Genomic DNA, 13,914 nt, shown 5'->3' with positions numbered 1-13,914 from the left:
TAGAGCCCGGCAGTTTTTTATTTATCCACCGGGCTTAAATTTTCATTCAAATACTATCTGCTATCTGAATCGGGTCATTTTATGCTTGTGGTTCTACCAGATATCAATTTACTTTGCATTTTTAAAATGGTCTGCTTCAATTCAGCATTTTCAGTTTGTACTAAAGCTAAATCCTGCTTTATCTTTTCTATTTGAGCATTCTTTTCTTCTTCGCTTAAAGACGCATGTCCAAGATCATTGACAGCATTCTTTATTGCCGCATCTATTAGAGTTTTTTTATTATCATCCACAGGAATATTAAGCTCCTTCAAAACATTTAAAGCAACTGTCTCAGCAACTTGTTCTCTTTCATTTTTTTTAATATCTCCCGCATGATACAACTGCTCTGCATACCCTGCCGCAATTCTGCCCCATTTGTTTATTATTTCAAGAACATTTATTACAGGATTCCCGGGAATCATCTTATTAACTGCAGATAAAACCAAGTCTGCAGTGTCTGTACCCTGCTGTATAGCATTTATGGCCTTAGAAACATTTACTTTCTTTTCTTTTAGTTTTGGAAAAAGAAAGAGTGTAACTCCCGAAATTCCTATCAAAATTCCGCCTATAGCTACAACATTATTCATATCCACATTTATTTACCCCCATATAATTCTTATTTATTTTTCTACAAACTCATAAGTCTTTTCAAATATATCCGGTTTACAAGCATAAAATTCTCCACCTATACCCTTTATAATATAGTCACCTTCAGTCGCTCTCATAGGTCCCTCCAATGTTGGAATTATAAAATGCTTTTTTCCATCTTTTTCGAATACCTCTATTTTGAAAGGTAGGAATTTTGACAACTTCATCATATAAGATGCTTCAGCATAAAATACAACAGCTTCAACCATAATTGGCTTCTTTCTGTATTTTGCCATCCTATTTACCTCCATTTTTAATATTATCTAAAAGTACTTCCTGTAAGTTTCCTCTCAATAACAAAAGAATTATCTGCATATCTAACAATATTCATGCTGATTGTTCAATCCCTGTCTTTTTATTATATTTATTTATTTTAAATGTAGTTCCAACAAATAAACACAGAACCCGAAAAAAGACAAAATAAAAGAACTTCAGATTTATCTAAAGTTCTTAATATTTTTGAATTGACAGTAAATCATCAACCATCTCACCCATATATTTATAGGAATCATAAACCCCTTGATTGTAAAATTCGGGTGCCAATTCTTCTATAACAAACTCCAAAATCAAACTTGAAGCAAGATCGCCCAATTCTTCGTCTCTCTCTTTTAAGAAATAACTCTTTATTTTATAACTCATCTCTCTCTTTGTTTCTTCACTCAATTTTATTTTACTTTTTCCTCTCATATTATCCTCCATAATTTATAATATAGGATTTATAATCCCAAAATTAAGTTATACGTAAGCTTGGAATTACAAACCCTATAATATAATTCTATCAGATGGAAGATAAAAACGAAATAAGATAGAATTAAAATTGTAAAATAACATTAGCCATTTTATAAAATTCTATCTTATTTTTTATACTATTTAACTAACAGTAGCACAGTTCTGCTCAATAGTTTTATATTTTCACATTTTCTGTAAACAATCTTATAGTTATTTTCCAACCCACATATCTATAATATAACTATTATCATCTGTAAAATACTTATAAGGAAGATAAAAATAACCGTTATCTCCCCAATCCTTACCCCAAGAATTACGCATAATGACTTCTGATTTACAATCATTATATCCAACTGCCAATACTGCATGTCCACCCAAAAGCTGCTCTTTTGTTATATCCGGCATAGGAACTACTCCAGTTTTCATTACATCTTCTGATTCAAAACTCGAGTATACCTTCATTCCTGTAACAACTGGCATCTTTTCTGTCAAGGCTATTTTTAAATTATCTAAATCTTTAATACGTCTATACTCATCAATTGTATATGACACTCCATTTAATACAGCCTTAGGAGTTGGTTCTTCTCTAAACTTATTAATATCATAAGGGTAATCACTTTCAAAAGAAGCTCCAAGTTTTTTAAGCACTTTCATACCATCTCTAAGGTAAGCTCCACTATCTTCATCCACAGTATCTTCTATAAATCTCTCCCACCAATACAAATATAGACGACTTAACTGTTTATAAGGTTCATCAGATATATTTTCAAGATACTCACGCAATCCTGAAACAATAGCATTAGCAGTACAACTTCCAAGTTCACCTTGATCAACTATTGGCGACATATATTTTCTAAGATCAACTTCTTCAGGAAGACTTGTAATTTTCTCTATAGTTGAAGAGTAATAAATCTTATCTCTCATATCTTGTTTATCAGGCTTTAACTTATAACTTCTTTTTATCATTCTATTTCTCCTTTGTTTTATTGATAAAAATATTTATTTCTATCTCTACATAATATGCAATAAAACGTATATGTGACAAAATAAAAAACATTTGTTAAGTTAATTTACAAACCCTATAATGTTAATAACTAGCATTTATACCTAAAAAAATAATGGATATGAAATTAATCCATATCCATTATTTTTTGGTATAAACAGAGATCACTATTCTTCTTTTTTCTTTTTATCTATTTTATTGTCAACATTCTTTTCTTCTTTATCCTTATCAAGCAAATAACTAAAATCGGTTAAATCCTTCTTTTTACCCTTGCCATTTTTACGTCCCAAATAAATCACTCCCTTATATAAAATTTACTTTTATATAAAAACAGATATCTAAATTAATAGATATCTAAAAATTTAATGGTAGTCATATTTATATTTTATATGCCCTACAACCGCAGACATAAAATTTAGTTTCATAATTTCCCCTTTAGTGTGATTTTCTACACTATCATTTAAATAAATAGTTTCATACAACTTATTAAGTATATAACTTTATTAACACAATGTCAAATATTCCACAGAAATTTCAGAGATTTAGCACCTAAATTCCAGTAAAAATTTTATTTTTACTGGAATTGTATTCAATTACATTTATTTAAAGGGCTGGTAAGCCCGGAGACCGTTAGGTCGAAAAAATAATTATAATACCTCTTTACCCCGATAAATTTATATAATCAATTTCCAGTTTTAATTTTGAATTATGTCTTTCCAAATATAGGGTTATTCCAATTATTTTCTATAGTAAATCTTTCATCTTTTATATCTTCAATAATATCCATTTGAAGCATATTCTTTTCTCTAAAACCCCTTATACACCTAAAAAAGTATAACTGCATTAAATTAAATGCTATTATTATAAACATTAAAACTGTTTCTACGCCCGTAGGGCTATGAAGAAAACAGTGATCTAAATGCCATTCCGTCTTCAGTTGATGAAATATATTATTTTCAATGTCCCATCTTTTATGCACTATCTTCCACAGGCTTTCTACTGATGTAAATTTATCTGTTGTTATGATCCATCCTTCTTTAATCTCTATTCTGTCTCCAGTATGAATTTCTTCTACAAACCTCAAGAACCTTACTTTTATATCCTTATCAGACATTTCAAAATTATCATCTTCCCATACCTTAATCTTTGTGTAGATATTTGTATTTTTTCTTACAATCCAGTTCTTATCTGCCTCACGGCATTTAAATAAAGCTAATGCGTCTTTTACAATGTGAAGACGTTCATCTTTTACTCTAACTACAGCATTCATTCCTATAGAGAGTACTTCTTTTATCCATGTAGCATTACAATACAAAGCATCAGCTACAATAATATCCGCAAAGTGATGATATTTTTTATATAGCTTTTTAATTAAACGTTTGCCGGCAGTAATTTCTCCTTCATCTTTACCTGAACTATCTTTTTGGGATTCAAGCATTTCCTGATCTAAAACAATATGTGGATCACAACCAACCATTGCACAAACTACTGATCTGTGAAAATGATGCGTTATACCATTTTTATCAACCCTTGTAAGGCAGTTGTTACAAGATTTTTTAATACTGTCAAATAGTTCTACACCATCTATGGCAGCTACCTTTAAACCATCTATAGTACCATTTCTAAATACTTTATTCTTCGCAGTAGTTTTTATTATGTGCTTGTTGATATTTTTTAAGCCATCAAGATCAAAATCATTCAAGAAACGCCTAACGGCGTCAATGCGTAGCATTTTAGTATTTTTAGGTAATACCTTTTTAAATTTATTCTTTTCAATCCAATGTTCTAATCTATTGAAACTTCTTATTTGAAGCATGAATCCAAATAATACTACGAAAGCTATTGTTGAAACTTTTGCTGGAGATTTTATTATTTTATTTTTTAAACTATTGATTTTTTCACCTATATCATATACCCTGTTAATATAAGTGAGTAGCTGTTTCAAATAACTTTTACTCATTTTATCAGCATCCTTTTATTTTTAGTTTTTAGCAAAACCATTATAAAAAGGATGCTTTTATTATGCAAATTTTTTCCGTATAATTTCCAGTAAAAATCGGAATCTATTAATTCTACTGTAAATATTCATAAGGCTTTATAATCCAAAGGACTATTGTCCTAAAAATTTTTTAAGTGCTAAACTTCTGCAGAAATTTCAGAGATTTTATAACAAATGCTATTGAATAATATAATAATCGATAAATTGACCTCAAATGTTTTAAAAACATTTGGGGTTATAATCAATCCAAGTACCAATTGTTATTGGTGCTAATATTTACAACATTTTAAGACATTTTCGAAAATAGTTGACAGAGTGAACGTCTAATAGCATTGTGATGATGATCCATACAAATAAGATTTTATATTCTTATCAAGGAAGGCTCTCCAGATAACCAGATTGTAAGGATAACTCCAATCAATTTGGGTCTGAGGATTTTCATAAACCTGATTAAAGCGGTTATTGTTAAAGATGATAGATCCTTTCTGATCGAAAGACACACCATCTACCCATACCATCCTGTCCTCAGAGATAATTTTATGAAATTGACCATTCCTGGAATTATAGAATCCAATACCTTTACCTTCCAACATAGTATAAAAAACATTTCCATTATTATCGGCGCACATGCCGTCAGTTGTCGTACTTTTGCTTCCAAGTGATTGAACATGGCAGCTAATTTCTTCTAAAGGTATTGTGTAATCGCGTAGTACCATTGTGTCAATGGCATATAAATTTCGGCCTGTTAGTGGACTATAATAAAGAGTAGATCGATCTGCCGACATGGCAATACCATCTACACCAAATTTATTATTTACCGGTCTGTTGTCAATATCAAACTGGAAGTTAGGAAAATCCTGTGTACTGAAGTTTTGATCAAGTACACGCCTGAAAGTTTTCGTTTTCATATTATAAACGATAATTCCACCTACAATCGGATGATTTGGCCATCCATTTCCTGAGTCAGTAATATAGGCAAAGCCATTTTTATTGTCCACAACGATATCATTTAAAAAAGATGTTCGGTAAGACGCTATTTTATCCGGGATTCTTATACAATCAATCATTTTATTGGAATTCAAATCCCATATTATTAATTTTTGAGAACCAGGTTTAGAAGGTGCATATGCAATCTTTCCCTGATCTAAAATCCACATTCTGTTGCACTCATCTATTTCATATCCCATGACTGATTGCAGTAAATCAATATTTCCAGCCTGATTCCATTTCCAACTAGGAAATGCATCAAGAATTGCTTTTCCGTCTTTTACCACAACACGATTCATAGTTGCAGGAATTCCCTCAGACCAACGAGGTACCGCAACGTATATGGTACCATTTTTGTCTATCTTTACCCCTGTAGGGATAGCATGTTTCCAATATTGATTTGCTTCAAACTGATACTTCATAGCTTCATCCGGGAAATTCCAGTTCAATCGGTTCCAGGACAGTAACATTTGATAGTTCATGTAGTGATATCCTCCTTATAGACTTAGTTTATAGTTATAGGTTATAATATGAAATAAATCTATTCAATGTTACTGCATCTCCTAAAAGATAGGATTATTCAAAGCAGGTTAAAATGGCAATAATAATGACAAATAATGCCCAACGGCGATGACAGCACAGTAGCTGATTACGAATTTTCTTTAATAGCAATTTCCCATCCTAACTTCTTAGCAACACCATGATTCATCAAATCAATAATCAAATTTATAATTCCTTGAGCAGAGGGTTTCTCTTTGCTCTGATAATAAAATGTCAGCACTGCAAGTAATGAGGAAGCAGCATAAGTCACTACGCAATCTAGTTCAAAGTTAGAAACATCAGACGGCTGCTTTAAATGTTTTTTAATAAATTCGCCAAAAATGCTGACAAGTTTCTCTCGAAAGGCCGGATCACCCTTCGGGCCAAGCAGCACTACATAATACTTGTTATAACGCTTATAAATATCTGAACAATGCTCAACAGATAGTCGAATATCTGATTTTTCAATCAAACTTTGCGCTTGTGGGCTGTTTAAGTCAGGCAGCAATTTGTTTTCAAGCTGCTCTAAAACATCATAAACATCCAGAAAATGAGCATAAAAAGTACTGTGGTTGTACCCTGCAAGAGTAACTATTTCTCGAACAGTGATTTTATTGATTGGCTTTCTACAGTATATCTGCCAGAAAGCCTGTGTGATTTCCTTCTTCGTCTGTGCAGTAATTTCAGGTTGACGATTCATTTTTCTCTCCTCCAAATTTAGTTATAAATGGTTCTCCTCTTTTATTTTATCATGCTTTATTGCCCGACAATTGCCATTAAATTATCGGTTGATAACGAATTGCAGAATAATTATAATTCTTACTATAGCATTACAAATTTGAACAAAGGAGACTAAATACAATGTTAAAATTTTTCATACTGATCATAGTCGGATTTTTTATGGGAATGATGACAGTGGCTTTTGGCGGTGGTGCAGGTTCCGTATACGTCAGCATCTTAACTATATTTTTTAATGTTTCACCTGCAATCGCTACCTCTACTTCACTTGCAACCATGTTTCCCACCGCAGCCGTCAGTGCTTTTTCTCATGCAAAGAATTCGAATGTTAATTATAAAATGGGTTGGATCATGCTTGCATGGGGTGCCTTGGGATCCATTATTGGTTCACTGTTTTCCGGTAAGATTCCTGCAGACAGTTATAACAAATTAATTGGTATCGTCATTATTTTGCTCACCGTCATGATGATCATTAGAAAACTTGTTCCAACTAAAAAGGAAAAGGATGTTGTTTCGAAAAATAAAAAAGGGTTCGTTCAGGCTAGTATTTTCGGCTTGATTGGCGGTCTACTTTCTGGTTTAGTCGGAACAAGTGGCACCACTGCAATTATCGCCGGATTGACCATTTTAGGCTGCAGCACAATGCAGGTAGTGGGAACCTCCGTGTTTATCCTGGCAGGAATTTCTCTTGTTGGTCTTGCCGTACGAGCAGGCGTTGGTACTGTCGATTGTCAGTTAGCGGTCTTACTCGCAATCAGTGCCATTGTAGGAGCACTTGTCGGTTCTTTTGTCTTAAGCAAAGTCATTTTTAAAAACAAAGGATCTAAGAATAACAAAAGCATCGACTTAATCATTATTATTGGAAATTTAGCAATGGGGATTGCACAATTGTTCAAATAGGCACCACTGAAAATACTGTTTATAAATCCTTTGTTATTATCTACCTAAAATATTCTCTGGCCCATCATTATTAATTAACTGCGTTGAAAATTTGAAATGGAAATTATGCATACCTTCTCTAATATAGAAACGATGTGTATCTTTGCGCAGTTGATTACAGGCCACTTCGATTTGTGAACAACCTTTATCTTTTGCAATCTTACAACTCTTAGAAATCATTTCTTTTCCAATCCCCATGTTTCGATGTGTAGTATCAACTGCAAATTCAAGAATTTCAGCTATTCTCTCTGCATGATGCAGTTGTTCTTCAAATCGCATATTCAAAACGCCAATTACCATGCCATCCTGTTTACAAACAAGGCAGTAATAATGATCATCATTATTTTGATTATGATAGATTTTTTCAAACTTATCATATGGAAGTTTCTTATTTTCCATGTCACATATTAGATCATAGACGATTCTACAATCCTCTAAAGTACTTTTTCTATACAACATAAAATCACCTCTACAAATTTATTATTTATATTACCCAGCCTTAAATTTGAATTTGTCAGCTTCGTGATTATGATTTAAATGATTTTATCCATAAATGCCATTTTAGGACTGGTCTTAAAAACATTCTTTTCATAAAAATGTTCTGTTAAATTTCCTTTATACTTATCTGTGATTTTGTATATTAACAACTCTTGTAATTGATGACAGTCGAATCGAGATAAAGAAAGCTAATACTAAAAAGCATACAATCATGGCAACAACTCCATGCCATCCATAAGACGACCAGAAGGTTCCACCTGCAGTTCCTCCAACACTAGAGCCTACATAATAAAACAGCAAGTATAACGATGAAGCTTGTGCCTTATCGTGCGTTGCTATTTTACCAATCCAACTGCTAATAATCGAATGACATCCAAAGAAACCAAACGTCAAAAGGGCAATGCCAATAATTTTTAATACCAGTTTCATATTCAATGTTATAATTATCCCAACAAACATTGTTAAAAGCGCAGTACAAAGAACTTTATATTCCCCATGATTATCTGCCAGATGTCCCATAAAAGTAGAGCTAAATGTTCCGACAACATAAATAACAAAAATAAAACTAACTAAAGCTGAACTAAGGCTATATGGAGGTTCAACTAGCTGAAAACCAATAAAGTTATACAAAGCAACAAAACTTCCCATAATCAAAAAACCAATACAATATAAGCAAATCAAATCAGGATTCTTCAGATGACTGCCCATAGATTTTAGTAATTCATTTATTTCAAAAGAACGTGGCCTAAAATGTTTGGATGCCGGTAGCTTGATCCAAAATATAACACTGGCTAAAAGTCCCAAAACCCCTACACAGGCTAATGCAATTCTCCAATTAAAGAAACCAGTAATAACTCCAATAATAATACGCCCGCTCATTCCACCAATAGAATTTCCACTGATGTACAATCCCATAACCATACCCAGGCTTGCCTTATCAATTTCCTCGCTTATATAAGCCATAGCAATTGCCGGTAATCCTGCCAAAACAAAACCCTGTAAGCCTCTCAGTATAAGTAAACTATAAAAATTAGGAACAAATGCAGTTAACACCGCCAGAATTGATGATGTAAATATGGCAAATGACATTATTGGTTTCCGTCCCAGTACTTCTGATAATGAGCCAAAAATCAACATGCTTACTGCTAAAACACAAGTTGTCACCGATAATGATAAACTAGCCACAGTTGGCGAAATAGCAAATTCTTTCGCTAGATACGGCATTAAAGGTTGTGTGCTATATAAGATGGCAAAAGTATTAAAGCCTCCCGCAAATAAGGCAATACTAGCCATACGAAATTCCTTTGTACCTTTTTGAATGTAATTCATAAACTCCTCCTAGTCAATTACAGTTTATTTTCATCATTAGATAAATTATCACACTGCTTCTGCAAATTCATATGATAATCCTATGAGTTAATATTATCATACTTTTATCATTTTTATTAAAAAAAGAAGCATTTAAAGGTTTTTACACTCTAAATGCTTCCCATTTTTCAATCAATCTTTAAACTCCTGCATTGGGATCCGGTTTTCCCATATAGCTGTACTCATAGATCATATCACCGCTGCTTCTTGTTGTGTCGCCATTTACATCTGTGAAGGTAACTCCGCCCTTAGCAAAATATCTCATATATACAGGAGCAATACCAATTACATCAAAGTGTGCCTTGCCTTTCTCGCCACTTGCTTCATAGGTATTACGTTTCTCTATTTCCTGTTCCCATGTCACTTCAAAAACAGCCTTTGAACCATCAGCATTTTCAAAGGTATAGCAGCTTGTTTTAGGAAAATCTCGTTTCATGACTTCGTTATATTGTAATCTGGTTTCTATCTGCATATTTCCGTCCGTTTTGAAAATAATTCTGCCCTCTTTATTCATGAGCCCAAACATTGGCAAACGTTTATATCCATACTGTTTTGATGCAACAAAATCATAAATATAAACAGTAAATTCATCTGTGTACATACGTCCCCAGAGCCAGTGATGATAGATTGCCATTGGATTTGTATTCATCCATTGATGATCATGATATCCTACGCCAGATATCTCATGCCATGCGCCATCATAAAAAATTCGTCCTGTGACACGGTTTTTCGGAACGGATAAATCCGTATGGATAATCTCATCATTCTCTCCAAAAGCTACAATGCCCGTTCCCTGGCGGAATGGTTCTACCAATGCCTCATAATGAAGCTCTGCACCTATGCCATTGGTAGGCTCAAAGTAAACATCATAGGATTTAAAATCACCTTTTGCATAATCTTTTCCATATTTTAAATTGCAACCGCCTGATGTTGCGGTTATTCCTTCCTTAAAGAAGTGAAAATCACCAAGTTCACGGCCATCAGGTGGCGTAATCATAATATTTGAATTTGGTCCATCCTTTGCTTCAGACTGTCCTCCTGATATAGCTGCACGTACATCAATTGGTCTGAATGCTACAATAACCTTACTTTCGTCCTTAAAATTTGCATCAAAATACCAAACTTCATTTGCATTTGGAGTACCCTCCGGCATACGACGGCTTTCCTCCCATAGTTCCACTTCATTTGGTCTAATTCCTAACTTTTTGAAATCCTCCGGGCGATCCATAATTCTTGCTTTCATCATAATAGTCACCTGTTCCTTTCACAATATATAATTTGCTTTGTTTAATTAAAATATACCATTAGGCTTTATTTGCTTCAATAATATTTACCGGGACAATTTACCCACAAATGTCCTTTCAAAAGCATTTTCATTGATATTTTAATGTTTTTATGCTACACTTTATCTCATGTAATATTATCCTAAAATGTACCTTTTTGAAATTTTGCCTTTAATCTTAATTATAAAATTCTTAGCACTTATATGGATGTAATAAATCATGTATAAGAAGGAGATGTTAATATGTATCGCGGAACCATGGAAAATAAACGAGTAAAACGTGAAACCATAGAAGCATTATTTACTCTTTTGAAAAAGAAAGGTTTCTCGGAAATTACAGTTTCCGATATTATCAAGGAAGCTGGCGTTGCCAGATCCACCTATTATCGTAATTTTAAAACAATTGAGGAAATCATTGAATTATATATAGAATCGCTGCATGATGAACTCCGCTCAGTCACCCCCTATGCTGACAGCAACAGCATATATCTGAAAGAAAATCTGATTACAGCTTTTAACCATTCCTTTACCTGTGGTCTTAAAAATAAATCCTATCTGCTGGCTTTATATCACAATGGTTTTGGCAGCATGATTCAGGACATTTTTAATAAATACGGTGAAGAAATGATGGGTGGAATGTCCTATCGTTCCATTGACCGTTACCTGTTATATTTTATGACCGGAGCAATCCTCAATGTACTGATTCAATGGTTGGAAGATGGTGCAAAAGAATCTCCATTAGAGATTTCCAAAACTGTCGTAGCTATGTTAATGGAGAATGTGATTGAAAAGTTAGATAGGTACGAAATCAGTAAGGAATAAATAAGTATAAATAGCATGATTTGAATCTTTTAGAGAATCAGCTGCATTTATCCTTTCTAACTTTACATTCATGTCACATACCCGACTTTAAAGTAGAACTTGACGCTATAATGATTTTTCAAAACACTTTAAATTCTCCCATATTACATTTTGAAAATGAAATTTTGTCGTACCTGCATAAAGGTATCCAAGCTTAGGATATAGAGTTCCAGCTGGAGTATTACCTTCATAGGTATCAAGCCTAATAACTTTATATCCTTGCTCTTTGGCATGTTTCTCACTAAATTCCATTATCATTCTTGCTTTACCTTTACCTCTTTCAGAAGGCCTAATACACAAAGTGTGAATGACCATGACTTCGCCTGGCTTTGCCTTTGTAATCCATGAAATGTTATCATACTCTTTAGGTTGAATACTGTTAAGTACTACACAGCCATATATTCCTTTTTCATTTTCTCCAACAAACATTGTATTATTATCAATAGCATTTTTAGCATAATCAGCTGTCGGATAAAGTCCTTTTTGCCAGTTAGTATAAGACACTGTTTGTTCTTCATAATCCAATATTTCATTATATATATTTTCTATTTCCAAAATATCATCTGCCTTAGCAACTCTAATCATTATTATTCTCCTCTACAAATTTATTATTTATATTACTAGCCTTAAATTTGAATTTGTCAGCTTCATGATTATGATCTAAATGACTTTATCCATAAATGCCATTTTGGGATTGGTTTTAAAACCATTCTTTTCATAAAAATGTTCTGTCAAATTTCCTTTTAACGTAAGCAGCGTTATTTTTTTTACACCTTTTTCTCTTAATCTTCTCTCAAATTCCATAAGTAACTGAGAACCAAATCCCCGACCTCTATCTGTATTTTTAATGGCAAATTCTTTGATTAAAAACTCTTTTTCATCACAATATTGTTCAAAAAATCCCATAACAAAACCACATATTCTATTGTCCTGATATGCACTTAGTCCAAGAAATTCTTCCGTGAGAACAATAGGATGTAATCTTTTAAAAGATGTCTGAATCGTCCAATTGTCATTCCAGGGTTCTGAATTGAAAGTTTCTATAAATAATTCTATAATTTCATCCAGCATATCCTCACTGATTTTCTTATATACGATATCCATCTCTTTTCCCCCTAATATTTTGTATCCGTCTTCAATCTTTTCAATTTGCTGTTATAGACACATGGTAATTGTATTATAAATTGTACCTAATATACATTACATTATTCTGCAAATTATAATAGTTTCCTTTAAATTAATATATATTTTAACTGTTTAATCCAGGCTTTTCTAGCATAAACCTTTTTATCAGGCTATAGTAAAGTCTTTCGAGAATCTAATCACAAATTTTCCTGCAAATACTTTTTCATGTACTGGATGGCACTTTTATCCATGCTTTCCTCCAGAGTGATCTCCCTGTAAGTTTTTTCGAGAATGAGATGATAATCTACACGGCAATTCTGGATCTCCGGCAAAGTGTCAAGAGCATTCCACAAATAAAAAGCCGCTCCTTGCGCTTCAACAGTTTCTGTCTGTTAATACTGCATATCAAATCCTTCTTTGAGCCTGACACCATATAGTTCGCCTGCTCGTTGTAAAGCAGGAAGAATATAGTCTTTGTTGAAACGGGTAACGGGGATACGGTCATACGCCCTCATATCCATGTGTTTTATGCTCTCTTCCATGTTGTGCAGACATTCAACCGCTCCTAATCCGGTTCCGCCTGCACACGCAATCAAGAAGCAGCGTTTCCCTGACAAAAAATGATTATGAGCAGTTTCACATCTGCGGAGTCGGTCAATTAGAGCTTTCATGTGTTCGGTCATGTCATGCCAATATACAGCGGAAACAAAAACAATTCCGTCTGCATTTATCAGTTCTTGATAGATGTCCGAAAAATCGTCTTTGATAACACACTGACCTTTCGAGGCACAAAGCCCCCATCCATTTCCGCACGACCGGCAGTGTTCTATCTTCATTTTATTCAGATGAATTTCCAAATAATCTGTGTCTGCTATTTTCAAGCCAGATAAGAATTGTTCCTTTGCTGTACCAGTCAACCCCTTTTGATTCGGGCTTGACCAGACGATTACTGTTTTCAATTTATTACCCCCAATCAATGCTGAAATATCGGAATGGACGCAAACGTTTTCCGCAGGTTCATTGCATCCCAGGGCAGATGTTCCGCAATACTCAAACCGACAATTTCCGTCTCCGCTGAAATGTGGTTCAAGAGATTGCCGACATTCTGTAAGGTCAGGTCCCCAACAGCTGCAAAAAAATTATTTATGTCTACATATG

Annotated in this window: 16 protein-coding genes; 2 read left to right on the top strand and 14 right to left on the bottom strand. The window is 33.5% G+C overall.

What is annotated here, in order from left to right; translation table 11 throughout:
- Nucleotides 1-74: 74 nt before the first annotated feature.
- The 8 genes from D4Z93_RS02405 to D4Z93_RS02375 form a co-directional block, all read right to left on the bottom strand.
- A complete protein-coding gene (locus tag D4Z93_RS02405) occupies nt 75-632 on the bottom strand; it encodes a hypothetical protein (protein ID WP_199798403.1) in 558 nt (185 codons plus the stop codon).
- A 27-nt stretch (nt 633-659) separates the two neighbouring features.
- Complete coding sequence (locus D4Z93_RS02400) at nt 660-923, bottom strand: hypothetical protein (protein WP_119970158.1); 264 nt, start codon at nt 921-923, stop codon at nt 660-662.
- 214 nt (nt 924-1,137) lie between these two features.
- Nucleotides 1,138-1,374, bottom strand: a complete 237-nt coding sequence (locus tag D4Z93_RS02395; RefSeq protein ID WP_119970157.1) for a DUF2164 domain-containing protein — start codon at nt 1,372-1,374, stop codon at nt 1,138-1,140.
- A 252-nt stretch (nt 1,375-1,626) separates the two neighbouring features.
- The gene (locus tag D4Z93_RS02390) at nt 1,627-2,382 is read right to left on the bottom strand and encodes a C1 family peptidase (protein ID WP_119970156.1); all 756 of its coding nucleotides are present in this window, start codon (nt 2,380-2,382) and stop codon (nt 1,627-1,629) included.
- A gap of 204 nt (nt 2,383-2,586) precedes the next feature.
- Nucleotides 2,587-2,709, bottom strand: coding sequence for a hypothetical protein (locus tag D4Z93_RS13580; RefSeq protein WP_279220944.1), 123 nt, complete (start codon nt 2,707-2,709; stop codon nt 2,587-2,589).
- A 416-nt stretch (nt 2,710-3,125) separates the two neighbouring features.
- Nucleotides 3,126-4,379 (bottom strand): transposase, encoded by a 1,254-nt coding sequence (locus tag D4Z93_RS13435; protein WP_119970155.1) that lies wholly within the window; start codon nt 4,377-4,379, stop codon nt 3,126-3,128.
- A 362-nt stretch (nt 4,380-4,741) separates the two neighbouring features.
- Nucleotides 4,742-5,875 (bottom strand): L-dopachrome tautomerase-related protein, encoded by a 1,134-nt coding sequence (locus tag D4Z93_RS02380; protein WP_119974197.1) that lies wholly within the window; start codon nt 5,873-5,875, stop codon nt 4,742-4,744.
- 179 nt (nt 5,876-6,054) lie between these two features.
- Nucleotides 6,055-6,645: a TetR/AcrR family transcriptional regulator gene (locus D4Z93_RS02375; protein WP_119970154.1), complete on the bottom strand. Its 591-nt coding sequence runs from the start codon at nt 6,643-6,645 to the stop codon at nt 6,055-6,057.
- A 161-nt stretch (nt 6,646-6,806) separates the two neighbouring features.
- Between D4Z93_RS02375 and D4Z93_RS02370 the strand changes: the two genes are divergently transcribed.
- On the top strand, nt 6,807-7,583 hold the full coding sequence (locus D4Z93_RS02370; RefSeq protein WP_119970153.1) for a sulfite exporter TauE/SafE family protein: 777 nt from the start codon (nt 6,807-6,809) through the stop codon (nt 7,581-7,583).
- A 36-nt stretch (nt 7,584-7,619) separates the two neighbouring features.
- Here the strand turns inward: D4Z93_RS02370 and D4Z93_RS02365 are convergent, their stop codons facing one another.
- The 3 genes from D4Z93_RS02365 to D4Z93_RS02355 all read right to left on the bottom strand — a co-directional run bounded on the left by D4Z93_RS02365 (nt 7,620) and on the right by D4Z93_RS02355 (nt 10,716).
- Nucleotides 7,620-8,081, bottom strand: a complete 462-nt coding sequence (locus D4Z93_RS02365; RefSeq protein ID WP_119970152.1) for a GNAT family N-acetyltransferase — start codon at nt 8,079-8,081, stop codon at nt 7,620-7,622.
- 162 nt (nt 8,082-8,243) lie between these two features.
- The gene (locus D4Z93_RS02360; RefSeq protein WP_119970151.1) at nt 8,244-9,449 is read right to left on the bottom strand and encodes an MFS transporter; all 1,206 of its coding nucleotides are present in this window, start codon (nt 9,447-9,449) and stop codon (nt 8,244-8,246) included.
- A 178-nt stretch (nt 9,450-9,627) separates the two neighbouring features.
- Nucleotides 9,628-10,716 carry a hypothetical protein gene (locus tag D4Z93_RS02355; RefSeq protein ID WP_207666744.1) on the bottom strand — a complete coding sequence of 363 codons (1,089 nt, stop codon included), beginning with the start codon at nt 10,714-10,716 and terminating at the stop codon, nt 9,628-9,630.
- Between the two features lie 297 nt (nt 10,717-11,013).
- Between D4Z93_RS02355 and D4Z93_RS02350 the strand changes: the two genes are divergently transcribed.
- Nucleotides 11,014-11,592 carry a TetR/AcrR family transcriptional regulator gene (locus tag D4Z93_RS02350; protein ID WP_119970149.1) on the top strand — a complete coding sequence of 193 codons (579 nt, stop codon included), beginning with the start codon at nt 11,014-11,016 and terminating at the stop codon, nt 11,590-11,592.
- Nucleotides 11,593-11,697: 105 nt separating this feature from the next.
- Here the strand turns inward: D4Z93_RS02350 and D4Z93_RS02345 are convergent, their stop codons facing one another.
- The 3 genes from D4Z93_RS02345 to D4Z93_RS02335 all read right to left on the bottom strand — a co-directional run bounded on the left by D4Z93_RS02345 (nt 11,698) and on the right by D4Z93_RS02335 (nt 13,715).
- Entirely contained in the window at nt 11,698-12,216 is a 519-nt protein-coding gene (locus tag D4Z93_RS02345; RefSeq protein ID WP_119970148.1) for a GNAT family N-acetyltransferase, read from the bottom strand.
- Nucleotides 12,217-12,291: 75 nt separating this feature from the next.
- Nucleotides 12,292-12,735, bottom strand: a complete 444-nt coding sequence (locus D4Z93_RS02340; protein ID WP_119970147.1) for a GNAT family N-acetyltransferase — start codon at nt 12,733-12,735, stop codon at nt 12,292-12,294.
- 413 nt (nt 12,736-13,148) lie between these two features.
- The gene (locus D4Z93_RS02335) at nt 13,149-13,715 is read right to left on the bottom strand and encodes a flavodoxin family protein (protein ID WP_119970146.1); all 567 of its coding nucleotides are present in this window, start codon (nt 13,713-13,715) and stop codon (nt 13,149-13,151) included.
- Between the last annotated feature and the right edge of the window lie 199 nt (nt 13,716-13,914).

This window comes from Clostridium fermenticellae (assembly GCF_003600355.1).
GTDB classification, from domain to species: domain Bacteria; phylum Bacillota; class Clostridia; order Clostridiales; family Clostridiaceae; genus Clostridium_AV; species Clostridium_AV fermenticellae.
Note: the sequence above shows the minus strand (reverse complement) of the source record. Positions and strands in the feature narration are given on the sequence as shown.

What these genes read in the sequence shown, in the direction of transcription:
- D4Z93_RS02400 (WP_119970158.1), bottom strand. Translation starts at nt 923, where the DNA reads ATGGCAAAATACAGAAAGAAGCCAATTATGGTTGAAGCTGTTGTATTT.
- D4Z93_RS02395 (WP_119970157.1), bottom strand. Translation starts at nt 1,374, where the DNA reads ATGAGAGGAAAAAGTAAAATAAAATTGAGTGAAGAAACAAAGAGAGAG.
- D4Z93_RS02390 (WP_119970156.1), bottom strand. Translation starts at nt 2,382, where the DNA reads ATGATAAAAAGAAGTTATAAGTTAAAGCCTGATAAACAAGATATGAGA.
- D4Z93_RS13435 (WP_119970155.1), bottom strand. Translation starts at nt 4,379, where the DNA reads ATGAGTAAAAGTTATTTGAAACAGCTACTCACTTATATTAACAGGGTA.
- D4Z93_RS02380 (WP_119974197.1), bottom strand. Translation starts at nt 5,875, where the DNA reads ATGTTACTGTCCTGGAACCGATTGAACTGGAATTTCCCGGATGAAGCT.
- D4Z93_RS02375 (WP_119970154.1), bottom strand. Translation starts at nt 6,645, where the DNA reads ATGAATCGTCAACCTGAAATTACTGCACAGACGAAGAAGGAAATCACA.
- D4Z93_RS02370 (WP_119970153.1), top strand. Translation starts at nt 6,807, where the DNA reads ATGTTAAAATTTTTCATACTGATCATAGTCGGATTTTTTATGGGAATG.
- D4Z93_RS02365 (WP_119970152.1), bottom strand. Translation starts at nt 8,081, where the DNA reads ATGTTGTATAGAAAAAGTACTTTAGAGGATTGTAGAATCGTCTATGAT.
- D4Z93_RS02360 (WP_119970151.1), bottom strand. Translation starts at nt 9,449, where the DNA reads ATGAATTACATTCAAAAAGGTACAAAGGAATTTCGTATGGCTAGTATT.
- D4Z93_RS02355 (WP_207666744.1), bottom strand. Translation starts at nt 10,716, where the DNA reads ATGGATCGCCCGGAGGATTTCAAAAAGTTAGGAATTAGACCAAATGAA.
- D4Z93_RS02350 (WP_119970149.1), top strand. Translation starts at nt 11,014, where the DNA reads ATGTATCGCGGAACCATGGAAAATAAACGAGTAAAACGTGAAACCATA.
- D4Z93_RS02345 (WP_119970148.1), bottom strand. Translation starts at nt 12,216, where the DNA reads ATGATTAGAGTTGCTAAGGCAGATGATATTTTGGAAATAGAAAATATA.
- D4Z93_RS02340 (WP_119970147.1), bottom strand. Translation starts at nt 12,735, where the DNA reads ATGGATATCGTATATAAGAAAATCAGTGAGGATATGCTGGATGAAATT.